Here is a 24,853-nt window from a genome sequence, read left to right on the forward strand (position 1 = left end):
ACAGCCTATTGATTTGCGATTTTTATCTGAAGAGCAGCATCCGCCGCCACCTGCTCTTTGGTGCGCCAATCGGGCAGAGCGTTGCATTGATGGTTAAAAATATCATCCCGACGCGCCCACTCGCACATTTGACGGTCCTCGTCAGCCTGATTGATCCCCGCGATAGATCCGGCAGCATATTGATCGCTCGCGACCTTCACCCAGACGCGGTTGTAGGTCACGTCCAGATCATGTCCCTGCATGATTTCTTTGGCATTGGGCAACTCTTTAAGGCGGGCGCGAATTTCGTTGCCAGAGCCCACAAACACGCCCTGCTTCTGAGCCGCTTCATACTGCGTGCCCACTCTTTCCCATTCCGCTTCCAGTTGGTCGCGTGTGCGCAATTCGGTCCACATCCGCTTGGCATAGGCGAAATCAAAGAAATCACTCTGCTTTGCACATGTGTTGCATCCGGCCTGCGCTGGTACAGCAAGTACAAAAAGGTAAACGGCCATGGCAATTAACCCACCAACCGTCAATTGCTTCATGTGCGAACCGATGCAGCGGTATCTCGATGCTGCTGCCGGATATACCGATGCTTTAAGCAAGGTACTAACCACGCCGATGGTGGTCATCTTTGGGTCTGTCGTCGCCATTTGGTTTATCGTCCACGGTATCAAGATGGTGATGGCAAAGTCCGATCTGATCGGATTCTCGCATGAGTTGTTCTTCATCACAATAGGTGCCGGTCTTTTATCAGGCCAGGGCGCCATTCTTGTCAATCTGATCTACAACACCTCGCTTGCCACAATGGGCGGGGCGGCCAGTGTCGTGCTTAATGCCGCTGCAACCGCTGGCGGTGAAACTAACAAACTGATTAGCGATGCCGCGACAAACTACAAGGGCATGACGCAACTGGTTTATGTCGCCGAAATCGGCTTTCGCGCTGTCATTCGGATGGCGTTTGAAGTGTGGTCCGAATTCTCGCTCGGCAATCTGATGGCGGGCGTTTACGGCGTGCTGATCGCCATTCCCTGGCTGCTTCTGATGGTGATCTATTTCAGCCAGATTGCAGTCAGTATTTTCCGCGTCATGATGCTGGCCGCGCTGTCGCCCTATCTGATGATGGGCATCGGTTTTGGCTGGAGCCGGGGCATGGCCGTCCAGGCCCTTAAATCCCTGCTGGCCGCCTATATGGTGCTGTTTGGAGCCACCCTTGCCATTGGGCTGGTGCTTTATGCGGTCGCCGCCCTGCAACTTGACGGTTATGTCGATGCCTCGGGTGATCTTCAGGACATGAAGGTCATTGTCCCGGTCGTGCTCGGCTGGATGGGCTTTGCCTTTGTCACCGAGGCCACCGGCATGGCCAATTCCATCACCCAGTCGCAATTCACCAATTCCGCCGTTGCCGCCATGACGGGTGGGGCGCTGGCCACCGGGATGTCTGTCGTTAACAGCGTCAAGTCCGGTCGCCTGCTGAATGCCGCAAAAGGCGCAAGTGGGGCGGCTGCCGGGGCCTTTGGCGCGGGCCAGTCGTTTTTTGCCGATCCCAAAGGATCAGCCGGCTCTTTTGCCGAGCGCTTCAACGCCCATCGCCAGCGTGTGGCTGACCGTCTCAAAAATCCAACATCAAGCAAAGGGTCCGGTAAATGACCATGCAAGCCTTCAAACATGTCTGCGCCCAATGCGGCCAGCGTGCCCGTCAAACCCTGCTGTTTATCGGTGGCCTGATTAAATCCTACTGCCTGCTCGGGCTTCTCAGCCTGCACATCGTGTTGATCTGGCTGGCCCTGTTTGAACCCGACGCCCTGATCAAAACCATCAAGGCGCTTCAGGTGATCACGCCCCAACAGCTTTCCGGGATCATGCAAACCGCTCTGGTGATCTGGTCACAGCTTTTTGCCCTTGGCTTCTTCTTTTTGCTGCTGCTCGGCGTGCTGCCGTTCTGGCAATCCCGCACCACCAACCACCCCAAAAAATCCCTTTCCGATAACGCCCCAAATGCCACAGGAGCCCCGCAATGAAACACCTTCGCCCAATCCGTTTTGTCTCTGTCGTCACTCTGTTCACCTTGCTGGCCGGTTGTGCCTTCGATGACATCGAACTCCCCAAGGATGGCAGCGGTGTCGACAAACTCAAGGAAAGCCCGTGCGTCTGTGACCCGGTCGAGTTCAATAGCGAGGGCTTTACATGGCGTGGCTAAAGCCCCGGCGACACAGAAAGGGCGATCCGGTTGCCCAAGCTGGTCCCCATGCCAGCATTGCAGCCAATGATCCCTACAGCTTTCAGGCCAGCCATCGCCGTCTTGCCTGGATGTGCCGGTTATTGACCGCAGCGGTGATTGTGCTCGGTGCCGGTCAGGTGGTCTCCCTGCAAACCATCTCGGCTTTGGTGCCGCTCAAGGAAAAGGAATTTGTCTTTGTCCGCACCTACGGCGCGGATGATCGCACCTACCAGATCGAGCCGATCTCCAAACAGGTCGAAGGCTTTGATCTGTTTTTGGAAGCAACCGCGCGGCGCTTTATTCGCATCCTGCTGGCGATTGATCCGGTCACCCAGGAAGAACGGCTGCGCGAAGCCTCCAAACTGTCGTCATCGGCTTATTGGGAGCAGTTTCGCAAGGAACGCATTAGCAGCGGCGAAATCCGCGATGCGCTGGATCGCGGCGTGGTCAGATCGATTGATGTGGAAACCATCAACCGGGTTGCCAGCCTGACCGATGATTACAAGTTCGCCATCGATTTTATCCAGACCGACAGCATCAACGGTCGCCCGCTGAGCCGCCCGCAACGCCTGCGCGCCTACCTCTCGCTGATCACGCGCCCGCAAAAAGATGTGCCGGTTTCTGAAAAATACACCAATCCCTTCGGCCTTACCGTGACCGGCCTGGTCTTGCGCAAACGCAATCCGTCCGGTGCAGGAGAATAGATTTCATGAAAAACCGTCTTCGCAAATTCGCCTGGACTTTCGCAGTCGCCACGCTGCTGGTGGCGCTGGCTGCCGTCTTTGTCATTCACACGGCCCGCGCCCAGACTGCGGCTTTTACCTCGTCGCGCCCGCCCATGCCGGGGCAGCGCCAGAATGCCAATAATCAGGCAAACACGGCAAACTCAAATGGCCAACAGACTGATGCTGCTGTGAGTGCCAGCCCGGCCCCGAAAGCGCCCACCATGCCGGTTCCTGATTCCGTCGTCAAACAGGCCAAGGATCAGGCCGAGGGCCGCTTTGGTCCTATGGTGCGCCCGCGCACCAGCGGGCAAATTCAGGATGCCTGGGATTATGCCGAGAAAAGCGACGGGGTTTATGTCACCGACGTTTGTGAAACCTGCACCTATCGGGTGCGCACACGGGAATATCTCGTCACCCTGATCGAGCTTCCCGCTGGCGAAGAAATCACCCGCATTGATGTCGGCGATCCGCGCAGCTGGTCGGTCAATAAACGCGATGAACGGCGTATTGCCATTCGCCCGGCCAGCTATGGCTACGATACCTCCATGATTGTTTATGGCGGGTCGGGCCATGTCTATCCCTTCTATCTGCGCGCCGAAGGGGTCAATTCCATCAATATGCCCGATCTGCTGGTGCGGCTTAAAGGCTCGGTTACCACCAAGGACGACATGACCGTGGCGATGATCCGCCCGCAACAGCGGATGCGTTATGGCAGCGGGATGCAGCGCACCGCCTTGCAAAACGAGGCCGGGATTATCCTGCCCGATCCGGTTACCGGTCAATATCACGACATTCAGGAAATCCCGCTTGATGCGCAAGGCAATCCGGTACGACTGACCGGTCCCGATGGCATCTCTCTTGATGACACCGGCAATGCCTACCAATCGCGTGTTACCGGCTATTACCAGGGCCGTCCGATTATCGAGACATCCCCGACCGGTACGCCTGGCACTTCCCGGCCCGATCTGGTGGCGGGACGGTTTGACAGCGAGGGCAATCTGATTGCACCGCTGTCCTATGATGGCACCCTGCCGGTTTATGCCGACAACGCCGGGCAAACAGATGCTGGCACGCCGGCTGGCAAAAATGTCTCTGGCCCGGGCGCGACCATTACCAGAACTCAAAACGGCACAATTACCAGTACAGGCCGGACATATAGCAACAAACCCGTCACGTCCGCATCAACCGGAACTGGCATGTCGCCAGGGACTTCCACAACAATCGACGGCGGATCTTCTGACATGACGGCCAAAAACGATAGCGCCGACAATCAGGAACTTGCCGCTGCGGTTCATGATCTTGGCGATACCGACCCCGGCACGCCGAAAGATGACTTTATTGCCGATGCCGGGTTTGATCCCAACAAGCTGCGCGGCTGGGGGGATTATGACCTGTGGGGTGACGACGAACTGCGCCCGGTCACGGTGTTTCGCGATGACTATTTTACCTATATCCGCTTTGGCGACCGCTGGAAGGATCTGGAACTGCCGACGGCCTATGTCGTCGTCGATGGGGTGGACGAGCTGGTCAATACCCGCATTCAGGGCCACACCTATATCATCGAAAGCACCCAGCGCCTGATCTCGCTTAAAAGCGGCATGAAGTTCCTCTGCATTGAATATGAGGGGGACTGATGAGCACGGCATTTTGTGACATTGCCCTGGTACTCGGCCTGACCTTTGGGGGCACCTGTGCGGATCCGGGCGCACTCAAAACCCCGCCGCAACTTCCGGCGGATGACAAAACCGTGTGGGGCGTGCCAAGCGCCCCACCGGCCCCGCCCAAAGCGCCCGAACCGGCTCCGAGCTTTCCGCCGGTGGTGGTGACAAAAAAGGTCTATATCGAGCGTCCGGCACCACCTCCCCCGCCTGCGCCAGCTCCGGCCGTGCACCCCGCACCGCCGCCACAGCCCGATCCTTACCGGCTGGCTCTTGAAGCCGCCTGGGCGCAAGCCGTGCCTGCCAACTGGCAGGTTGCGGGTTACAGCCAGCCCCCGGCTGCCCCGGGCAGCCCGGCACAGCGGGTCTCGCTCACACCCGGGCTGGGCGTTACACCGCAGCAAGACGATACATTGGCGGTGTTTGTCCCAGACATGGAACTGTCGAAAACCGGGAACGGTGCCGGTAACGCACACGCCCCCGCTGGTCACACGACAACAGGTGGAAACGCCACACTCACGGGTCCTTCTTCCCTGCCGTCATCACCTTCAGGTCAGCCGCTTAGCACGGACGGAATGGTGCGGGTCGGCAGCAATGGCGCTATCCCCAACACACCAGCTACGCCCGATGCATCTGGCACAGCCGTCCGGCTGGAGCCGGGGATGGGGACGACAGAAGAACAGGCTCCCAATGTACAAGCTGGTGACATTCCGATGTCGCCGGATCAACCGGGCGGCATTCCCGGCAAGCCCGAGCAAGCTGGCCAGACCCAGACTCAGACCCAGATCAACCCTGCAAATGGGGACGCTGCAACGGTAAACGGCACAAAAGCGGCAACTGCCAACGGTCAACCAAACGGTACCGCGATCCAACCGACTAACAACGGTTCTAGCCATTCACCAGCAACTGCGACCAACACGAACGGTGCTTCTTCCGGTCCAGACAGTGCAAACGGTTCTGCCGCTGCCAGCAACCTTGCCGTGCCCGATCTTTCCAAAATGGATGAAGCCGCCCGCCCGGAACATATCCTCGATGCCAAAAAGATGGAGATCGAGGGTGATTATGAAGGACCGCGCCGCACCTCAAGCCTGCCGGTCGATAACTCCCGTATTCTAACCGCCGACCGCTATATCCCGGTCCAGCTTGAAACCGGGATCAACAGCCAGGTGGGCGGCGAAGATACCGGTACGGTGGTGGTGCAAACCACCCGCGATGTCTTTGGTTATCACAGTCGCCTGGCGCTGCTGCCCAAAGGCTCGCGCCTGATCTGCAACTATATGCCGCCCGAAGACATGGGCAGTTCACGTCTGGCCATGCAGTGCGAGCGCGTCCTGATTGCCGGGCACCGGGCCGAAATCCGCAACATCAAATCACTTGTCGCCAATGCCCAAGGCCAGTTGGGGGCCTCTGGCGAGGTCGACCGGCGCTTTATGGAACGCTACGGCAATGCGTTCTTGCTGACCGGGATTTCGACAGCGGTGCGTTATGCCGCTGCCTCGACCAAGTCGGAAAGCAATGACGGCCAGGTCGCCACGGCGGCCTCTGAAAAAGCCGCCGAGGAACTCTCCAACAAGTTTGGCGAGATCACCGCCAACATCCTCGAAGAAACCCTCTCGCTCAAACCCATCATCACCATTCCCCAGGGGACGCGGTTTCAAATCCGCCCCTCGATGGACTGGTATATCGCCAAGGTGGAGTAAGTCATGAAACCCATTTTGCCTGTCTTGTTGTTTCTCTGCGCCGGGCTGGCCGCAACCAGCCTGCCCGCCCATGCCCAAAGCCCCGATGAAGATCTTGCTGCTGCCCGGGCTGCCGTCACGCAAACCCCTTCAGGGTCAAACGGGAATGTATCGAGTGATGATCCCGACATGGCCGCCATGGTCAAAAAGGTCAAAATCATCACGCGCAGCAAAAGTGCCACCGAGCTTCCCGAAAACACCCCGATTGCCCTTGATCTGGGGCTGGTCGATGTGCCCGGGGCCGATAGCAAGCTGACCGAGGGTGTCACGGCCAAAGCCTATGCCCGCTATGTGAAGGTAGAAGAACAAAAGGTCGGCCAGCTTGTGCTTTCCGGTGTTGAAAAGGATGGCCGGGCCGAAGCGCTGAACTCCGATGATTTTGTTGCCCAGTTCTCCCTTGAAAACGATCCCACACTGGATCCGACCGCCCCGATCACGATTGAAGGCGATCAGAGCGAACTGATTGCTGCGCTCAAGCGTCTGGCTGTGGCCGGGGATGAGGAAACGGCCAGTAAAAAAGAAGTCGAAGAGGCTGGCGTCGGGGCCTCGGATGGTGCCGTTGCCTCCAATGCCGCCAGCAATCCCGATGCCGGGTCCTACACCACCCCGGGTGCGCTGGAACTGGATGATACGCCACAAACCTCAACCCGCATCACGGCAGAGGGTTGCAAGATGCGCATCGATCTCGATCAGCTCCAGGCGATCCAGCAAACCCGCATGGCCACCACCACCGATGGCGAGACCTCTTACGGCACCTGTGCTGATGGCGACGAACGCTACAAGATCAATAAAAGCTATAGTGCGTGCGCCTATATCGAAGATCTCGATGCCCGCACCGCCACGGCCTCGTTCCTTTATTATTACACCGATGGCTCGGGCAACCGGGTTGAGCATGGCGAATGCCAGCCCGATCCCGAAGCCCGCTTTGACATTGTCGAAGACAGTTCGGCCTGCCGGGTCAGCCTTGATTATGACGCCGGCACCGTGATCACCAATGCCAAGCTGGTTTATACCAACCAGAATGGCCGCAAGATCGAAGTGCGTGATTGCAGCCCGTCCGAAGATGTTGCCCCGGCTGTGATGTCGGCGACCAGCGAAGGCTGTGACATTCGCGATGATTTTGATGCCGGTGTTTCCTATCAGCGCCACAAATATGTCTATGAGCTGGGCGGCGTTTCCTACAGCACCGCCTGCACCGATAGCGGCACCGAGTTTGCCCATGAAACCGTCTATAAAACCGATGGCGGTGATTATGTCTGCACCCCGCTGATCAATGCCAACAGCAAGACCGTCACCCTGCAAAGCCGGGTGCGTATTCTGGTCAATGGCCTCGAACAGTTTCGCACCGCCTGTACGCCCGACACCACCAGCATGGACGTGGTCGCCACCACCGAAGGCTGCGAGGATCCGGCCTATTGGACCCATAGCCTCAGTGCCGGGCAGAGTTATGGCAGCGAACGCTATTATTATTTCTATGACGACAAGCAGGAATTCATCAGCGACTGCCAGAAAAGCGATCAGGTCTATACCCACCAGGTCGAGATTACCGGCTGGCAGCCCCATGACGACCAGCTTTTTGCCTATGCCCTGTCCACCGTCTATATCGATGGTACGCCGCAAGGGCGCTATAACATCAAGACCAGCGAAGTGCTGCCCGGCACCGCACAAACCCCCTACACCTATGACGGTGAAACCACGGCCTCGACCAACGAGATTACTTACGAGGACTGCACCAAATATCAGGGGCAGAACCGGGTCAAGAATTATACCCGCCCGGATGGCACCAAATATAGCCTGGTCGTCGGGGAAGCCGACCCTGTCAGTCTGGGCGATGTCTGTTCGGTACAGATCACCTGGGGACCGGATTATCACGACCAGTGGGAAAACTCTGTTTACTCAAACCCTGTGAATAAATGCGGCAGCTATTCATTCGACTGGCAGGGTGACGAACGTACCGAACATTACACCGATTATTATCACTGCTCCTGGACGCTCTCGAACGGCACCAAAACCATTGTCCGGGATGACGGCGAGATCGTCGGCGTGCCTGAAACCAGAGCCTGTCGCAGCGATCCCAAACAGTTCATTCGCCGCGAACCCCATAACCCGCCCTTTGTGCGCGGTATCAGCTGGTATGGCGGATGGAGTTACCCGGCCCTGACGGCGGTTGCCAAAAACAACTGCGCCCTGACATGGGGGTGGCAGTAATGAACGCCATCAACCCGCTCTATAAAAACATCATGGCCCCGCTGGCGCGCTATTACGACGATCCGCAAACCGTCGAGGTACGGCTGAACCGCCCCGGCGAGATCATTGTGGACCGGCGCGGTGAAGGCAAAACCCGCATTTATGATGCCGCCCTTAGTCTCGCCGAAATCGAACGGATCTGTCGCAGTCTGGGCAACCAGCGTGGCCTGCCCTTTGATGGTGATACCCATCCCATTCTCTCGACCGCCCTTGAAGAAGGCCATCGTTTTGAATGTCTGGTCGGCCCATCTGTGCGAAGCGGGCTCAGCCTCGCCATTCGCTGCAAACATCCCTTCACCCCGGGCTGGGATCAGATTGTCCCGCCGGCCAGCAAGAATGCCGGCGCACCGCTCGAAGAAACCCTGCCCCTTCATCGCATCGCCTGCGAAACCGAAGTGCGCGATGTTCTGACCGAGGCGATGTTGAGTGCCAAGAACATCATGATCTCGGGCGGCACCAATACCGGCAAAACCACCCTGCTTAACCTGCTGCTCTCAACGCTGGCCGATGACATTCGTGTCATTGCCCTGGAAGACACCATGGAGCTGGCCCTTGATCCCTTCTGGGATGGCAACGGGCTTTTGGCGGCGCGTGAAAGTTCCGCCACCACCGGCATGGTCGATTGGCGGATTCTGTTTGATCACGTCAATCGCATCACGCCCGACCGGGTGCTGTTTGGCGAGATTTCCACCAAAAACGCCTTTGCCGCCCTGGGCACGCTCAATGCCGGCACCACCGGTGTCACCTTCACCATTCATGCCACCAGCCCCAGACAGGCCATTCATCGCAAGTTCGATCAGAACATTGCCTGGGCAGGCATGAAGATGGACCGCATCCCGGAGTTCCTCACCGAGATGATTGATCTTGTCGTTCAGATCAAACGCGGGCCGGATGGCTTTCGCCGCATTACCGATCTCTGGCAGCCCGCCAATGACCATTACATCCTCAAAGACGGGAGGGCGGCATGAAGAAGATATATTCCGTCTATTGCGCCCTGATGTGCCTGTTTGCCGGAATGTGGGCGCTGCTTGTCTTTCTGTCAGTTTATGTCCTGCTTTGGATGGCAGCAAGATGGCTTTTCCGGCCCGGCCATACCCTGCTTAAAGACCATCCGGGCCTTCTCGATGAATTCATTGCCTCCCGGGTGGCGATGGCACTTGTCGCCATGCTTCTTGGCGTTCTCGCGCTTGGCATTGCCCGCGATATGCCCGAACTGCTTCACCTTTCACGCATGATCCATATCGCAGCCCTGTTCAGCGCAGCCTGCTGTGCCCTGATGACAGCATCTGGCGATGTTGTTGCCGCGTCTCTGCCCCATAACGAGGGAGGGTAACAATCATGACCGCAAAACTTTATCATTTTGCCATGTTCGTCGTCGTCCTTGGCATGCTGGCCGGCGTCATTGCCGACTGGCATGTTGTGGTCGGCTTTGATCCGCGCCATCTCGACTGGTGGCAATGGCTTTATGCCACCCTCATTCATCCCGCCGGTCTACCCGACAATATGCAAAACCCGGCCCTGGTCATTCTCGGCTCCGGCATGCTGGTCTTAATTGTGCTGGCCATCTTCTCGGCCCGGGCGCGCAACGATACCGTCTCGGGGACACGCAAGGGCAAGGAGCTGCATGGCTCGGCCCGCTGGGCGACCTGGCGCGATGTTAAAAAGGCCCGCTTGCTCACCGCCAAAGGGGTGGTGATTGGCGGCTTTCCGCGTTTTTTTGGCAAGGTACGTGAACTGCGCCATCACGGTCCCGAACATGTGCTGGCCTTTGCCCCGACGCGCAGCGGTAAAGGGGTCAGCATTATTCTCCCCACCCTGCTGTCATGGCCCGAAAGTGCTTTGGTTCTCGACATCAAGGGCGAGAACTATGCCAAGACCGCCGGCTGGAACCGCGATCAGGGCAAAACCGTGCTGCGCTTTGATCCCAGCAATCCCAACCGTGATGAAACGGTGCGCTTTAATCCACTCGCCGAAATCCGCATCAACAGCCGACGTGACATCGCCGATTGCCAGAACATTGCCAATATGGTGGTCGACCCCGACGGCAAGGGCATTGCCGGCAATTACTGGCGCGAGGAAGGCTGGGGCTGGCTTTCCGTCGTACTGCTCCATGTTTGCTACAAGGTGCAAAAGGAACAGCATCGCACCGCCAATTTTGATGATGTGAATATCTTTCTCTCAGGTATTAGCACCGTCGCCCCGCCCGACGGAGCGGTTGAGAGTGACGAGGACGATCCAACACCCTCCTCCCCATCCTCCTCGAACGGCGAAGACATGGATGCCGAAGACAACTTCGTCGCCATTTTGCAATCCATGGCCGCCTATGACCATGGCTTTGCCCATGTCAACAAGGAGGTCAAACGCGGGGCCAACAGCATGGCGATCAAGGCCCCGCAGGAACGCTCCGGGGTTCATTCCAATGCCAAAACCCAGCTGACCCTGTATGCCGATCCCATCATTGCCGAAAACACCGCGATCAGTGATTTTCGCCTTGATGATCTGATGAATGGCGAAAAGCCCACCATGCTTTACCTGGTGTTCTCGCCCGCCGACAAGGACCGGCTGATCCCGCTGATCCGCATCATGATGAACCTGTTCATGCGCCGCCTGACGGAAAAGATGGAGTTTGGCGATGGCGAGCAAAAGCAAGGGTACAAACACCGCCTGTTGCTGATGCTCGACGAGTTCCCGTCGCTTGGCAAGCTCGAGATCTTTGAAGAGGCCCTGGCCTTCATGGCGGGCTATGGCATCAAGGCCTACATCATCATTCAGAATATCGAGCAGCTTTATAAAAAATACGGCAAGGATGAATCGATCTTTGCCAACTGCCATGTCCGCATTGCCTTTACGCCCAACAAACTGCCAACCGCCGAGTTGCTGTCAAAGCTGGCCGGTAAACAGACCATTGTTCAGCGCAAACATTCGCGCTCGGGCAAGCCCGGATCGCAAGGATCCCACTCGGAAAACCTTCAGGAAGTCTCGCGCGATCTTCTGACCGCCGATGAAATCATGCGGCTGCGCATGATCGATGTGGACCCCGACGGCAAAAAGAAACCGCACCCTGGCGATGCCCTGATCTTTGTTGGCGGTCGCCCGCCCATTCTGGGACGACAGAAGCTCTATTTTCTCGATCCGGTTTTGCGCACCCGAAGCAAGGTCCGTCCGCCCAAAATGGCGCAAACCCCTCCCCCGTCCAGCCCTCAAAAGGAGACTTCCCATGTCTGACACACCCAAAATCTACCTGGTTAAAACCGGAGAGACCGGCCCCAACATCGACACTGATGCCAATGCCAACGTCACCGCGAGCGCCAATGCTCACCTCTCCGAGGCCGACTATCTCAAGCTCGCGACCGAAAGTGTCACCCGCGCGGGCGAAAACGGCCCGCTCAGTGTGGATCCCGACGTTGCCGAGGACATGGGGGCATTTTGGGAAACCGGCCTGTCCGATCAGGACGCGCTCGACAGTCATTTTGACGGGCTTGATCCGACCGGGGATGGCGATCCCAACGGCGATAATGATCCCGGCGGGAATGACAATGCACGCCGGAATGACGCTCTCGATGGAGGGCGCGGCAAATGAGCGAGAAAAAATCCTATCGCGACCAGGTGGTCGAAGAATTGCTCACCCACATCGAAGCCGGCACCGCCCCCTGGCAAAAGCCCTGGGACCCGGGCAAAGTCCGCCTTGGGCCGTTCAATCCGGTCTCGGGGGCCAATTATCGCGGCATCAATGCGTTGTGGCTGGAGCTGCGCGGCCATGAAGACCCGCGCTGGATGACCTATCGCCAGGCCACCCAACACAATGCCCAGGTGCGCAAGGGCGAAAAAGGCACCAAAATCGAATACTGGAAATGGACCGACAAACGCCCCGTGCTTGATGAGGACGGCAAGCCGGTCCTTGATGACAACGGCAAGGTCAAAAACCGCGAAGTCCGTCTTGATCGTCCCCAGGTCTTTCATGCTGTGGTCTTTAACGCCGAACAGATCGACGGGCTGGCCCCGTGGATTGCCCCGGAACCGACCTTCGAGCCGGTGGAACGGGCCGAGGAATTATTGCGCCAGGGCGAAGTGCCAATCTTTCATGATCAGCGGGACCGGGCCTTTTACCGTCCGATGAGCGATGAAATTCATCTGCCGCCGCAAGATGCCTTTGGCAGCCCATATGACTATTACGCAACCGCGCTTCATGAGCTTGGCCATGCCACCGGCCATCAAAACCGCATGGCCCGCGAGTTTGGCCCGTTTGGCTCGGAAACCTATGCCAAAGAAGAACTGCGCGCCGAGATTGGCAGCTACATGCTGAGCACCGAACTGGGGCTCGGCCATTATCCAGAGCGCCATGCCGCCTATGTTGGCAGCTGGATGAAGGCGATCAAAGAAGATCGCAACGTTCTCTTCACCGCCGCGCGCGATGCCGAAAACATCAAAAGCTGGATCATGGAACCGGGACGGCGCGAGCAGCTCAAACCGGTTCTGGCGCAAGACAAGCGCAAGGAGGCCGCCAACATGGTCACGAAAAACAGGATTGTACCCGAACACAACGAAGACATCCCCGGCTGGAATGAAAAAGAGGTCAAACAGAACTGGATGCTGCATGCTGGCCGGCTTGAAAACATGATCAACATGGATATCGAAAGAATGATCGAGGCCAAAAACGCCTTTGATCAGATCGATATCGTCGGACAAGGCTCTGACGATCCGGCCCTTCGCGAACGCGCAACACGGTACGAACAAAAAGCCTTTGCCCTCATGGCCAAACCGGCAGAGTCCTCCTCGCGGTGCGCCGAACTGCTTTCGGTGATGTATGACGCCCATCCTGATCAGGATCATTTTAAACCGCGTCGTCCTGACTGGTTCATTCCTGCCGAACAACGCACAAACGATCTGGCCAAAAGCCTTGGCACGGATCCGGCACAGGGGGTTGCGGATCGGGTCTTTGAGCGGCAGGCGGAAAACACGGCGGTCAAGATCAAATCGGACTGGATGCTGCATGCCGCCCGTCTTGACGGTCTGCCCGATGCCGAGGCCCGGGCCTTGAATGACGCAAAGGGGTCTTTCCAACGCATCGATGTCTGGTGGCAATATTCTGATGATCCCGACAAGAAAGAACGGTCTTTTAACCAGGAACGGGAAACCTTCTCGACGATGGCCGACCTTGCAGGCCGCTCAGCCAAACATGCCGAACTGCTCTCGGCCATGTATGACGCCCATCGCGATCAGGACTATTTTAAGCCGCTCCGCCCGCAATGGTTCGTGCCGGAAGAAAACCGCACCAGTGATCTGGTCAAAAGTCTTGGGGCTGATCCGGGACAGACGATGGCGGAGCGGTTCATCGCCGAGCAAAAACAGGCCCGGCAGGAAAGCCGGGCGGCGGTGCTGGAAGGTATAGCGGCACCTGCCCCCCGTCTCAAAGAAGCTGAGGCAAATGATCTCGCCCCGGGGACAGAACCAAATACCTCGAAGAAACGTCATTATCTCAACGTGCCTTACAGCGAGAAGAACGATGCCAAGGCGCTCGGGGCCAAGTGGGATCGCCGCGCCAAGTCCTGGTATGTGCGCGACGATGCCGATCTCAAGCCCTTTGCGCGCTGGAACGAAGCAACAACCAAACAGCCACAATCGCGGATGCGGCCAGAAGAAGAGTTTGCTCTCGCCTGTCGGGAAAACGGGCTGGTGATTGATGGCCCGCCGACCATGGATGGCAAATGGCACCGGGTCGCGGTTGAAGGCGACCGCAAGGGCCAGAAAAGCGGCTCCTATCGCGGCTTTATCGAGGGCATTCCGGCGGGCAATATCGTCAATTACAAATCCGGCAACGAGGCACTTAAATGGGTCAGCTCAGCCGCCGAGCGCAACCCCGCCGAGATTGAACGCAGCAAGGCCGAAGCCGCTGCGCGCAAGGCGCAGATGGAAGAAAACCTCAAGGCGCAATACAAGCAGGTGGCCAAACGCGCCTATGCCATGGTGCAGGGCGCGGATACGGCCAGCAGTGATCACGTTTATCTGCAACGCAAACAGGTAAGCGGCGAAACGCTAAAAGAAGACATTCACAACAATCTGTTGATGCCGATGACAAATGCCAAAGGCTTCATCGAGAATGTCCAGGTCATCACGCCCGATGGCAGCAAACGGTTCCTCAAGGATGGGCGCAAAACCGGGTTGATGCACATGATCCCGGGCACCAACAAAAACAGCACAGGCCCGATCCTGATTGCCGAAGGCTATGCCACCGGCAAAAGCCTGAACATGGCCACCGGCCATCAAACCGCCATTGCCATGGATAGCGGCAACCTCGCCCCGGTCGCCGAAGCCCTGCAAAAGGCTTTCCCCGACCGGCCTTTGATCCTTGCCGCCGATGATGATCATGGGGTGGAAGCCAAACAGGGCGTTAATCCCGGCCTCAAGGGGGCCGAACGGGCGGCAGCACTGGTCGATGCGGCCATCATCCGACCCAACCTCTCCCCGGTCGAGAAACAGGCCGGGCTGACCGACTTTAACGATCTGCATGGGACGCGCGGCATGGAGAGCTTCGCCAAAACCGTCAAACAGCAGATCAAGGAACTGGGCCTTGCGCAGAAGGTGCAAAAAACCCGGTCCCTGCCCGCGCCCAAACAGCAGCAGCGTCAGCAAGTGGCGATGTGATCGTCAATTGGCATGACCGGCAGCGCAGGGACGTTGCCGGTCATCTCGCTTCGTTTCTCTCACGACAAAGAACGACCTCATGGCCACCACCCGCAACCTGGTTAAAACCTATCTCGACCCCGCCGAACTGGCCCGTCTCGACACCCTGACCGGCCAACTCCGTCTCAGCCGGTCGGAACTGCTCCGCCGTCTGATCGTCGGTACACGCTTGCCCAATGCCCGCGACTTTGCCGCCTCCGAGGCCATTCTCGATCTGCTCAAAATCAATGCCGATCAGGCGCGCCTTGGCAATCTGTTCAAGCTGGCACTCGATGAACCGCTCAGTGCCGATCTCTTGGCCAGGTTTGATCAGCTGATCATCGAGATCGAGGGGACGCAAAATGCGTTAAAAGACCTGGTGCGACAGATTGACCACTCTATCCGGCACAAAACCTCATGATCGCCAAGAAGATCCCCAAAGACCCGAATGTCGCCGATAATTACAAGGAACTGGCGCATTATATCGCAGCGGCCAAGGAACCCGGGGAGAAGCTCGACAGATTCTGGATTGCCAATTGCGGCGCTGGCGAAAAGCGCGAGGATCTTGATCTCGCGCTCGTCGAAATTGACGCGGTTCGGCGTTTGAAGCCTGACGTCAAGGACAAGTCCTACCACATGATTGTTTCTTTCCGCCCCGGGGAGAAAGAAAGACTGTCTGAACAGGACCTCAAGGACATTGCAACGGCCTATGCCAAGGGACTTGGCTTTGCCGAGCATCAATATGTCGCCGGCACCCATATCAATACCGACAATTTCCATATGCACATTGCCTTTAACCGGGTGCATCCAGAAACGCTCCGGCTCGTTACCCCCTTTCGCGATTACAAAGTTCTGGATCTGATCTCACGCCAGCTTGAAAAGAAATATGGCCTGTTTGTTGATAACGGCATGGCACAACGCAAAGACAATAGTGCCAAACTCTCCCCTTCCGCCCGCGATTATGAATCCCAAACCTGGCAGGAAAGTTTCCAAAACCACGTGCTTGGCCATCGTGACGATATTTTGAAAGAAACGGCAGAAGCAAAGAACTGGCCGGAACTACATGACGTTCTTGCTGAATACGACATCAGGATCAAAAAGCGCGGTAATGGTTTTGTTCTGATGGGGCCGGATAGTCAGGGCATGAAAGCGTCGGCGCTGGATCGTTCCATGAGCAAAGCCGCTCTTGAAAAGAAGCTCGGGCAGTTCAAGCCACCGGTCGAGGAACAGGGACCTAATAAGGAAAAACAGGCGCGGCCCAAACGCCGTTATAAAAACCGGCCCACCTTGCGCCATCCTGCCATGCCGCCGCTCTGGCGCAAATATCTTGGCACCCGCAAGCTGGTCCCGACCCACAGCACCTTACTCGGTCGATCCCTCTCGAACTGGAAACTGTTTCTGATCAGTGAGGCTTATCGCGATCCGCTGGCCATGGTGTTCCTGATTGCTCAGCAGGAACTGCTTCACCTGGTGTTTGGTAATGACAGGCCCACACCGGTCACAAAGCTGGCCAACCCGGCACTGAAAGCCTGGAAAGAAGCCGGGAACTGGGCCAAGGCCAAATCGCTGTCCTGGCTGTCAGAGACCCGCTCGACCGGTCGGGGCTGTCGCATGGATGAAGACGGCAACCTTCTGGTGCCGTTCAGGGACCGCAATGGTCATTTGCAGGCCGTGAGGCTCTATTCCCCCGACGGCAAAAGCCTGGACATTGGCAATGAACGCGCACGTGGGTTGGTGCATCTTATTGATCCCCGAAAGCAGATCGACAAAGGCCCAGTGATCTTTACCGCCGATTACGCCGATGCCGTTAAAATCCATGATGCGATACGGCGTCCCGTAATTGTTCTGGCCAATCCCGATGACATGCGCCAGGTGCTTAAAGAGCATCAACGGAAATACCCGGACGGCAAGGCGATCATTGCCGATCCAGATATACCCCGCCAACCCAATGTGCCGATTGTGTCGCTGCCCGATCAGGATGATGCCACCGACATTCGCCGTGCCTTCGCTCAAGCGACTAATGACAAAGCCTTCATGGTCTGGGATGCCTGCACCGACTGGGCCAAACCAAAAAATTCAGCCTGGCTGGAAGCCACCGGCCTGCGCGGCTATGGTGTCAAGCTGACAGACAAAGGCAACATTTCCGTACCGCTGCGCGACCGCTCCGGCCGTATTGAAAATGTCATGCTGATCGACAAACAGGGCCGCCAAAGCCTGGTGCAGGATACCCCGTCCGATCAGATGCTGATGCACAGGATTGATCCGCAAAGACGCCGGGACAAAGATACACTGATCATTGCCCGGGATTACGCCGATGCGGCAGCCCTGCATCGGGCAACAAACTGCCCGGTGATGGTGCCCGCCAGACCGGCGGACTGGGCGGATCTGGCCCGCGAAATGCGCGAGAAAAATAACGACACTGAAATCATCGTGGCACTCGGCGCAACAGAACAGCCCGACGACAGCGAGAAAGCGGCAAAACTCGGTGCGCAGATCGTCCGGCCAGAAAAGGCGTCCTCATTCAAGGACTATGCACGCAATAGATCTACGCGGAATGCGGCCCAACTAATGGAACTGGGGCGCGCTCCTTACAATTTTGATCCCGGGAAATCACAATCGAGCTTTGTGAAGCTACAAAACACTGACGGGTCCGAACGCACTCTTTGGGGGGTCGATATTGCTGATTGTGTCAGACAATCCGGTGCCGCCAAAGACGACTGGATCATGCTTGAAATTGCCGAAAAGAAGAAAGTCCAGGTAAAGGAACGTTATCGCGACGAGAAGGGTCTTTGGCAAAGCCGGAGCATCGAGACGCACCGCAATGTCTGGAAAGCTGACATTGTGCCAGATCCTGCTGCGGCCCCTACCATGACCACCCTGCGCAACGAACTGGCCCAGCCGGTCGGGGATGATGCATGGCTTGTCTGGCAAAACGCATCCACACCCGACAAGAAAACCATCGCGGCACGGCCAGAGATGGGATCAGCCACAGCTTGGGCGGGGTATCGTCTAGACCAAGACGGCAAGGTTCTTGTGCCACTCAAGGACAGCGGAAATCGCCTCTGTGCGATATACCAAATGGATCAAGACGGATCAGGTGAAATGCTGACCGGGCCAGGTGATGACAAAGGGCTGCATCATATCGTCGGGGGCAGACTCTCCAAAAATTCGAAAGAGCCAGTTCTAATTGCCGATGACTTTATCAGCGCGATTGAGCTGAACCGTCTGACGGGAAAAGCGGTGGTCTGGGCGGTAAAGGCAGAAAACCTGAAGGCTGTGGCTGAGACATTGCGACGATTTAACCCCAAGCGCGAAATCGTTGTTGCGGCAACGGATGCGCATATGACCAAGGAAAACCGACCGATGGCGTTGGCGAAAGAGGCGGCGAAGGCCGTCAATGGCACGCTGGTTGTTCCACCACTTTCGGAGAACGACAGGAAGCGAAATGTCATATCGTTCGGCGAACTATTGCTACATAAAGACACAAGACAAGTAAGTGAAATATTGCATAAAACTGGTTTGCAATTTGGTTCTCTCCCTAAACAATCGCAAATCCCGATCCATAGCCCGTCCGGTCCAAATTGATTAGGAAGTTTCGCTTAACGTCACCCTAAACGCGTTAAACACCCACAGGCCAAAGCTGCGTAGCATGTAACACACGCAGTATGCGTATCCTTAGCCCGTCTTCCTGATACACAATGATGTAGTTCTCTCCGACAACAAGTTCCCTGGTATTCTCAACTCGGCCCGAACGGCCAATTCCGGGAAACGTTATCAGCTTTTCTGCCTTCATCTGTATGTCGTCTTTTACACGCTGTGCAGCGTCGGGATTATCATCAGAGATATAATCAACAATCCCCAGAAGGTCGGCACGTGCGGTAATCCCCCCATTTTTAACGGGGCTGTCAGGTAGAATTCACGCGGCGGTTTTTAGTTTCTGTGTGAGTGTTATGCCGCCGATGCCCATATTGGGCCGTTGGTTGTTGTACGTCCAGAGCCATTTAGTGGCGAACTCTTGCGCCTGCGAAATGCTTTCAATGATGTATTGGTCCAGCCATTTATGCCGGACAGTCCGGTTATATCCCTCGATATAGGCGTTTTGCTGCGGCTTGCCAGGCAGGATGTGGTTCAGGGAAATTCAGCACAACAGTTACTGGTATGAAGACGATCATAATAACAAAATCAGATATATTTTCTCCTAACTTGTTCGCAACCAATCTGTTACCAAGATCTTATCATCGCGCATGGCTACATATTAGTTTTCGTGCTCCCTCTGATCACTGCGGCGTCAGAAGACCTTAAAAAACTAAAAAAACTTGACTCTGGGATCAACCGGGACAAAATTCCTATTATATTTTCATTAATTGCCCCCTTTCTGGTGAAAACCACCCTACCCCGTCCGCTGGCCGACAGTCCTGTCCCAGCAGGGTTTCCTTCGCCTGCCGAGGACTACTCCGGGCGATCATTCGATCTGAACGATTTCATTGAGCACCCTTCTGCAATCTTCTTTTCCGGCTCACCGGCGATTCGGTCCATCGCTACGCGGCCGTCCTGTCATCGTCCTTTCCACAATGATGGCTGCGCCGTAGCTCGATCAAACGATTATGTGGAATAGCAATTTTAATCATACCGTTATGTTTTTAGCTTTGGTTACCCTTACAAGAACGGCCCTTAGATGACGTTCCGCTCATCCATGGCGAATGACTTGGCAACTCCGATAACGGTTGTTTGCCCGACCCTATCTTTGTTTCGTTCGCATTTCAAAACCGAATGTTTTTTGCAGGCTTTGAGTTACGAAATCCAGTTGAATACAACAAAAAGTTGAGCGCGCATCGATGTCGCGGTAAGGTTCGCGAGAGCGTTGAATCTAGGAACATTGAAGTCTCTTATGTCGACAAGCAATCTATCTGAAAAAACTGATGATACGGTGCCAAAAAGGATTCTGGTTTGGTCGCAGAACCGACCGCTCTGGCAGCGCGACGCGCTTCGCCGCATTGTCTTGAACGGCTATCCAGACGAAAACGCATTCGAGGAGGTATTGGCGCTTTGCAAGAAAGAGCATGGCGATCAATCGGTAACACTAACGGCGGAGGCACTGTCAAAAGACCATCTTCCAGTTGATCCTGGCGCAGGCGAGTCAATTTCACTGACCGGCATCACAAATGTCGCAGGTGTTAATCAACTCGCGACCGGTCAGACGCTTGCATTTGAAGAAGCTGGCATTACCATTGTCTACGGGCAGAACGGCACCGGAAAATCCGGCTATACGCGGATACTCAAGAACGCTTGCCGCTCAAGGCATGCCTGCGAGATCATGTCCGACGTTTACAGCGCTTCCCCTACACGAACAGCAAGGGCCGATTTGACAATCGCCCGTACCAGCGCCGCCACGGAAACCGTCTCATGGGAGAATAATGGCAAGTCTGCCGAATTGCTTGCAGCGATAACGGTTTTTGACCGTGACGCGGCTTCGGTTCACGTTCAAAAGAAGAACGAGGTTTGGTTCCGCCCCTTCGGTCTTGATATTCCGGATGACCTCGCCGGTGTCTGCCAGGAAATCAAAGCGCGCCTGATGATCGAGAAGGAAACATTGGAAGGAAAGCGTAATTCCGTTTTCGCGAATCCAGTCTGGTCTAGCCGGTCAGCGCTCGGCAAAGCTCTCTCCGCGCTTCGACATGATACCGATATCTCGGCCATAACGCCCAAGTCACCATTTTCGGATGCTGACGAAGCACGTCTGACAAAACTGCAAGCCGACCTCGCGCAAGACCCCGCCGTCGCGGCGAAAGCGCAGCGCGATTACGCGACCCAGCTCGATCAACTGGAAACCTATTTGAAGCGTATCGAGCAAGCGCTTAATGCCGACGCCACTCAAGCGCTTCATGCTGCTAAGAAGAGTGCCGACGACATGCGCTCGGCCGCCAATACGGCAGCTCATGATGCATTTTCCAGATTGGCGCTTGAGGGCGTCGGTGAGAACGTCTGGCGGACTCTTTGGGAGTCCGCCAGGGCATATTCGCAAGTAGCCAAAGAAGACGGTACCGCGTTTCCGCCATCGTCAGGGGATATCTGCGTTCTGTGCCATCAGGAGATCGACGAGCCTACCGCCGCGCGGATGCTTGGCTTCGAAGAGTTCATCAAGAAGGACACGGAAACCAAAGCTGCCGCGGTCGAGCGCGTCTTTCAGGAAACGGAGCAGAAGTTCCGCGCTGCCCCCGTCCACGTCAACAAGATCTCTGTGGCCTATCGGAGATTGAAGGCCAGTAATTTCGCACTCGCGAAGCAAGTGCTGAGATTCATCGCCCTCGCACGGCGCGTCCAGGCCCAGACCCTTGCGCAGATCTCGGGCGAAGAAGTTCCGAATCCGCTGGCTCTGCCTGAATCCGTTACAGATGCCGTACGCAACGAAGCCACAAACACGCGCGCCTATGCTACTTCTCTCTATGACACATCCGGCGGTGAAGCACGGGAAGCTGTTCTCAATGAACAGGCAGACTTGCAGGATAGGAAACAAAGTCGCGATCTACTGGATATCGCGAAAACGGAAATCGCACGGCTTGTTGAGCTAAAGCGAATTGAAGACTGCTTGCGCGATACCGCGACGACGGCGATCACGCGGCTTGGAAACGAGATTGCCGACAATCTGATTACACCGCGCATGCGCGACCGGTTTCAACAAGAAATTGTCGCGCTGGCCGGTAACCGCGTGCGGGTCGAGGTCGTGCGCTCGGGGGGGAAATTCGGTTCACCACAATACGAGGTGAAGCTCTATGCCAACCCGAAAGCCAAGGTTCATGATGTCCTCAGCGAGGGAGAGCAGACCTGTGTAGCGTTGGCCTCATATCTTACCGAACTGGCCAACGCATCGCATACATCAGCGCTTGTGTTCGATGATCCGGTTTCCTCGCTGGACCATCGCTGGCGATCAAATGTCGCTAAGCGCCTGGCCAAGGAAGCCGGCGTACGGCAGGTTATCGTGTTCACGCATGACATGATCTTCGTAAACGATTTAGCACAGTTGGCCTTGGAGCGTAATACGCCGATTGCGCTCGCGCATCTCACGCGCGGTCAGGATGTCGTCGGCATCGTCAACAAGGATTTGCCGTGGACGGCGTCGAGCATTCGCGACCGGATCGACAAGCTTGAAAAAGCGGCGCGTGCCGCAAAGTGCTTATTCGAGGCGCATGACGACGAAGGCTACAAAACGGAAGTGGCATCGCTCTACAGTCGCCTTCGAGCAACTTGGGAACGGGCGCTGGAAGATATCGTATTTGCCAACGTCGTGATACGTCACCGCGACTATATTGATACCAAGCGCTTGAAGCAGGTTACTGCTCTCGAAGAAATCGATGTGCGAACCTTCGAGAGCGGATTCAAGAAATGTTGTGATTTCGTCGATGCGCACGACCCGTCCCGCGGTCATGATCCTGAGCCACCAGAGCCTGCCGAAGTCATGGCCGATATTCAGGCATTGAAGGATTGGTCAAAAGTTTTACGGAGCAAGATGAACACCATCCGTTGAAATTTCCGCGTTTTCGTCGGTGTTATTGAAATGGATTCTTTGCTAGCGCTTTCAGGATGGGTAATCGGGAATGATTGAATCTTTGGACTTTGACCGCTTTAGCTCGCTGGGCAGAGAACAGGTTGCCATCTTGGTAGGGCCTAATGGCGCAGGCAAAAGCAATTTCCTGCGCGAATTAGCTTCAAACCTTCGTCAATCTAGGAATCTCGCAGTAATCTGCAATACCGCATATGACCGTTTTTTGGGGATGCGAGGCATAAAGCGCATCTCGGCTGGTCGTACCGAGCGTTCACCTAAATCTGTGGTTAAGTTCGCAGTTGCAGACACTCTCGATGACGATGACAGTCGCTTCTATCAAATTGCCAAGGTTCTCGATTATTGCGGCTATCGTGATCGGATAGGTTTCAAAGTCAAACTGAAGAACCAGCACAAGCACCTTGATCCGCAGGTTCTGTTGAATGACGGTGGAGTTCCGCGCGACATCGCTCTAGCAACCAGCTATTTTGAGCGTTTCGAGTCAGATGAAATCCATTGGGTGGGTGATCGCGAGCGCCTCTTAAGTTATTCGCAGGGGCGGGAGTTTGCGAGCGTATTGCGTTTGGAAAAAACCTTACGCAAAGCTGGATATTTAAGCGACATTAAGGTGTATCTGCAGCGGAGAGATGGTCCGACTATCGAACTCTTGACCGCCAGCTCTGGTGAACTCTCCCTGATCTCATCCTTACTCTTTCTGATCGCCAATCGCGACGCCGATCCTTTAGTTCTGGTTGATGAACCAGAGAACAGCCTTCATCCGAACTGGCAGCGCGAATATGTCGACAAACTTCTTAACGCACTCGAATATCGAAATGCCACCATTGTCATAGCCACTCATGCACCATTGATTGTGACTGGCGCACTTGCCAACGCACGTGATGTAATTTCAGTGTTCCAGATTGATCGTGATAAACCTAAGAAGATCAATTTGGAAAACTCGGCACTCTCAACTGAGAGCATCGAAGAGATTTTATGGCGTGCCTTCGATGTGATCACCCCTGCCAGCCACTACGTCAGCGAGGAATTATCCAGTATTCTGAGAAAACTTGAGGAGGGTGGCATCGATAGTGAAGCAGCACTTGCTTGCGTCAACGTTATGGACCAACAAAGTTTTGATAATGGGCAGCGCGCATTCTTTGAAGCAGTGCGCACGTTGATAAAGAAGGTTGTTGCAGAGCGCGAAAGGCAGGGCCGCGATGGTTGATCCTTATCAGCCGCCGCTGGACGACTTTGCATATGAAGAAGACGAAATCGCAGTAATCAATCTAGCTTTAGCTAGCGAGAAACCTTGGGATTATGTACCCGGTACCGCCGCTGAAATCACCGCACTGAAGAGCGCAAAGACAAAGATACTAAACCTGCACCTTCAGCGCCATGGTTGTACCTGTTGCTATTGCCGGACCAACCTGAAGGGCGCTGGTCCATTTATGACGGATCGCGAGCATATTCTACCAAAGAGTAATCCAGCATATAGGGCGCTGAGCTATACGCTTTGGAATCTCGCTGCGGCGTGCAAACGCTGCAATATGCAATTCAAGCGAAGTGGTGATGATTTCGTGATTGATTGCGATAATGCCACGGCTCTGGCACAGAGCGATAATTACCGGTTTGTGCACCCTAACTTTGACCTGTGGGACGATCATCTGACACGGCTAGCAGTCCAGGTGAACGCCAAGAATATTGTAAAAATCATATGCCGGGATACCGACAAGGCAGCTTACACCTATGGTTTTTTTCACATGAAAGACCTTGAGATTGAGAGCTTCGACGCGGCCCAAGGCCTCAGGGGCCGGAATGAGGAAAGTGCAGCGGTGATGGAGTTGCGAAAGCTCGTTCAGAAATTCGGACAGTGAGACTACGAATGAAAGGTCCATTTTCGAGGGTTTAGTACAGCTTGGAAAACGGCCTGCCATTGAGACGGCACGTAATGAGTAACATCCATTGTTAATCAGCAAGAGCGACAAGCGCTTCTGAACGTCTACTTCGCGGTTGCTTAAATTGGCTTTGAGAGAGGCTTTTTTTTGCAAGGTAGGTAAGCGTCCCCTCACGGCTACCTTGCGGGA

General features: G+C 55.8%; 19 protein-coding genes and 1 pseudogene. 17 read left to right on the forward strand and 3 right to left on the reverse strand.

From position 1 onward, the window contains the following. Positions 1-5: 5 nt before the first annotated feature. Complete coding sequence (locus TH25_RS22240; protein WP_147253070.1) at positions 6-494, reverse strand: hypothetical protein; 489 nt, start codon at positions 492-494, stop codon at positions 6-8. Here TH25_RS22240 and TH25_RS22245 point away from each other — a divergent pair. From TH25_RS22245 to traI, 14 genes are all read left to right on the forward strand, one after another. After that, positions 493-1,632 carry a hypothetical protein gene (locus tag TH25_RS22245; RefSeq protein ID WP_258549274.1) on the forward strand — a complete coding sequence of 380 codons (1,140 nt, stop codon included), beginning with the start codon at positions 493-495 and terminating at the stop codon, positions 1,630-1,632. The genes TH25_RS22240 and TH25_RS22245 overlap by 2 nt on opposite strands. After that, positions 1,629-2,003, forward strand: a complete 375-nt coding sequence (locus TH25_RS22250; protein WP_114090459.1) for a hypothetical protein — start codon at positions 1,629-1,631, stop codon at positions 2,001-2,003. Before TH25_RS22245 ends, TH25_RS22250 begins: the two co-directional genes overlap by 4 nt. After that, a complete protein-coding gene (locus TH25_RS22255) occupies positions 2,000-2,182 on the forward strand; it encodes a hypothetical protein (RefSeq protein ID WP_114090460.1) in 183 nt (60 codons plus the stop codon). The genes TH25_RS22250 and TH25_RS22255 overlap by 4 nt, the downstream gene beginning before the upstream one ends. Next, positions 2,170-2,907: a VirB8/TrbF family protein gene (locus TH25_RS22260; protein WP_114090461.1), complete on the forward strand. Its 738-nt coding sequence runs from the start codon at positions 2,170-2,172 to the stop codon at positions 2,905-2,907. The genes TH25_RS22255 and TH25_RS22260 overlap by 13 nt, the downstream gene beginning before the upstream one ends. 5 nt (positions 2,908-2,912) lie before the next feature. Continuing rightward, the gene (locus tag TH25_RS22265) at positions 2,913-4,562 is read left to right on the forward strand and encodes a TrbG/VirB9 family P-type conjugative transfer protein (RefSeq protein ID WP_114090462.1); all 1,650 of its coding nucleotides are present in this window, start codon (positions 2,913-2,915) and stop codon (positions 4,560-4,562) included. Next, on the forward strand, positions 4,562-6,286 hold the full coding sequence (locus tag TH25_RS25555) for a TraB/TrbI/VirB10 family type IV secretion system protein (protein ID WP_258549275.1): 1,725 nt from the start codon (positions 4,562-4,564) through the stop codon (positions 6,284-6,286). Before TH25_RS22265 ends, TH25_RS25555 begins: the two co-directional genes overlap by 1 nt. A 3-nt stretch (positions 6,287-6,289) precedes the next feature. Further along, the gene (locus TH25_RS22275) at positions 6,290-8,533 is read left to right on the forward strand and encodes a DUF2059 domain-containing protein (protein WP_114090463.1); all 2,244 of its coding nucleotides are present in this window, start codon (positions 6,290-6,292) and stop codon (positions 8,531-8,533) included. Next, positions 8,533-9,540 carry an ATPase, T2SS/T4P/T4SS family gene (locus tag TH25_RS22280; protein WP_114090464.1) on the forward strand — a complete coding sequence of 336 codons (1,008 nt, stop codon included), beginning with the start codon at positions 8,533-8,535 and terminating at the stop codon, positions 9,538-9,540. Before TH25_RS22275 ends, TH25_RS22280 begins: the two co-directional genes overlap by 1 nt. Further along, positions 9,537-9,905, forward strand: a complete 369-nt coding sequence (locus TH25_RS22285; RefSeq protein ID WP_114090465.1) for a hypothetical protein — start codon at positions 9,537-9,539, stop codon at positions 9,903-9,905. Before TH25_RS22280 ends, TH25_RS22285 begins: the two co-directional genes overlap by 4 nt. A gap of 5 nt (positions 9,906-9,910) precedes the next feature. Continuing rightward, entirely contained in the window at positions 9,911-11,797 is a 1,887-nt protein-coding gene (locus TH25_RS22290; protein ID WP_114090466.1) for a type IV secretory system conjugative DNA transfer family protein, read from the forward strand. After that, entirely contained in the window at positions 11,790-12,152 is a 363-nt protein-coding gene (locus tag TH25_RS25155) for a hypothetical protein (RefSeq protein WP_181847779.1), read from the forward strand. Before TH25_RS22290 ends, TH25_RS25155 begins: the two co-directional genes overlap by 8 nt. After that, entirely contained in the window at positions 12,149-15,214 is a 3,066-nt protein-coding gene (locus TH25_RS25160) for a zincin-like metallopeptidase domain-containing protein (RefSeq protein ID WP_181847781.1), read from the forward strand. Before TH25_RS25155 ends, TH25_RS25160 begins: the two co-directional genes overlap by 4 nt. A gap of 79 nt (positions 15,215-15,293) precedes the next feature. Then, a complete protein-coding gene (locus tag TH25_RS22305; protein ID WP_114090467.1) occupies positions 15,294-15,653 on the forward strand; it encodes a ribbon-helix-helix protein, CopG family in 360 nt (119 codons plus the stop codon). Further along, positions 15,650-18,817, forward strand: coding sequence for a TraI/MobA(P) family conjugative relaxase (gene traI, locus TH25_RS22310; RefSeq protein WP_114090468.1), 3,168 nt, complete (start codon positions 15,650-15,652; stop codon positions 18,815-18,817). Before TH25_RS22305 ends, traI begins: the two co-directional genes overlap by 4 nt. Before the next feature lie 34 nt (positions 18,818-18,851). Here traI and TH25_RS22315 read toward each other — a convergent pair whose 3' ends face one another. Together TH25_RS22315 and TH25_RS22320 are read right to left on the reverse strand one after the other, a co-directional pair. Then, the gene (locus TH25_RS22315; RefSeq protein WP_309471294.1) at positions 18,852-19,148 is read right to left on the reverse strand and encodes a type II toxin-antitoxin system RelE/ParE family toxin; all 297 of its coding nucleotides are present in this window, start codon (positions 19,146-19,148) and stop codon (positions 18,852-18,854) included. Further along, positions 19,149-19,370: pseudogene (locus tag TH25_RS22320) on the reverse strand (integrase core domain-containing protein); the annotation flags it as partial. 750 nt (positions 19,371-20,120) lie between these two features. On the opposite strand from TH25_RS22320, the gene TH25_RS22330 reads away from it, so the two are divergent. From TH25_RS22330 to TH25_RS22340, 3 genes are all read left to right on the forward strand, one after another. Next, positions 20,121-22,754 (forward strand): AAA family ATPase, encoded by a 2,634-nt coding sequence (locus TH25_RS22330; protein WP_114090470.1) that lies wholly within the window; start codon positions 20,121-20,123, stop codon positions 22,752-22,754. Positions 22,755-22,824: 70 nt separating this feature from the next. Then, complete coding sequence (locus TH25_RS22335) at positions 22,825-23,994, forward strand: AAA family ATPase (RefSeq protein WP_114090471.1); 1,170 nt, start codon at positions 22,825-22,827, stop codon at positions 23,992-23,994. Continuing rightward, the gene (locus TH25_RS22340; RefSeq protein WP_181847783.1) at positions 23,987-24,643 is read left to right on the forward strand and encodes an HNH endonuclease; all 657 of its coding nucleotides are present in this window, start codon (positions 23,987-23,989) and stop codon (positions 24,641-24,643) included. Before TH25_RS22335 ends, TH25_RS22340 begins: the two co-directional genes overlap by 8 nt. Positions 24,644-24,853: the final 210 nt, after the last annotated feature.

Source organism: Thalassospira profundimaris (assembly GCF_003326755.1).
GTDB lineage: Bacteria > Pseudomonadota > Alphaproteobacteria > Rhodospirillales > Thalassospiraceae > Thalassospira > Thalassospira profundimaris_B.

Excerpts from the sequence above, each read along its gene's own strand:
- TH25_RS22245 (WP_258549274.1), top strand. The coding sequence starts at position 493 with ATGGCAATTAACCCACCAACCGTCAATTGCTTCATGTGCGAACCGATG.
- TH25_RS22240 (WP_147253070.1), bottom strand. The coding sequence starts at position 494 with ATGGCCGTTTACCTTTTTGTACTTGCTGTACCAGCGCAGGCCGGATGC.
- TH25_RS22290 (WP_114090466.1), top strand. The coding sequence starts at position 9,911 with ATGACCGCAAAACTTTATCATTTTGCCATGTTCGTCGTCGTCCTTGGC.
- TH25_RS22275 (WP_114090463.1), top strand. The coding sequence starts at position 6,290 with ATGAAACCCATTTTGCCTGTCTTGTTGTTTCTCTGCGCCGGGCTGGCC.
- TH25_RS22250 (WP_114090459.1), top strand. The coding sequence starts at position 1,629 with ATGACCATGCAAGCCTTCAAACATGTCTGCGCCCAATGCGGCCAGCGT.
- TH25_RS22285 (WP_114090465.1), top strand. The coding sequence starts at position 9,537 with ATGAAGAAGATATATTCCGTCTATTGCGCCCTGATGTGCCTGTTTGCC.
- TH25_RS22260 (WP_114090461.1), top strand. The coding sequence starts at position 2,170 with ATGGCGTGGCTAAAGCCCCGGCGACACAGAAAGGGCGATCCGGTTGCC.
- TH25_RS22280 (WP_114090464.1), top strand. The coding sequence starts at position 8,533 with ATGAACGCCATCAACCCGCTCTATAAAAACATCATGGCCCCGCTGGCG.
- TH25_RS22330 (WP_114090470.1), top strand. The coding sequence starts at position 20,121 with ATGTCGACAAGCAATCTATCTGAAAAAACTGATGATACGGTGCCAAAA.
- TH25_RS22340 (WP_181847783.1), top strand. The coding sequence starts at position 23,987 with ATGGTTGATCCTTATCAGCCGCCGCTGGACGACTTTGCATATGAAGAA.
- TH25_RS22265 (WP_114090462.1), top strand. The coding sequence starts at position 2,913 with ATGAAAAACCGTCTTCGCAAATTCGCCTGGACTTTCGCAGTCGCCACG.
- TH25_RS25160 (WP_181847781.1), top strand. The coding sequence starts at position 12,149 with ATGAGCGAGAAAAAATCCTATCGCGACCAGGTGGTCGAAGAATTGCTC.
- TH25_RS22305 (WP_114090467.1), top strand. The coding sequence starts at position 15,294 with ATGGCCACCACCCGCAACCTGGTTAAAACCTATCTCGACCCCGCCGAA.
- TH25_RS25555 (WP_258549275.1), top strand. The coding sequence starts at position 4,562 with ATGAGCACGGCATTTTGTGACATTGCCCTGGTACTCGGCCTGACCTTT.
- TH25_RS22335 (WP_114090471.1), top strand. The coding sequence starts at position 22,825 with ATGATTGAATCTTTGGACTTTGACCGCTTTAGCTCGCTGGGCAGAGAA.
- TH25_RS22255 (WP_114090460.1), top strand. The coding sequence starts at position 2,000 with ATGAAACACCTTCGCCCAATCCGTTTTGTCTCTGTCGTCACTCTGTTC.
- traI (WP_114090468.1), top strand. The coding sequence starts at position 15,650 with ATGATCGCCAAGAAGATCCCCAAAGACCCGAATGTCGCCGATAATTAC.
- TH25_RS25155 (WP_181847779.1), top strand. The coding sequence starts at position 11,790 with ATGTCTGACACACCCAAAATCTACCTGGTTAAAACCGGAGAGACCGGC.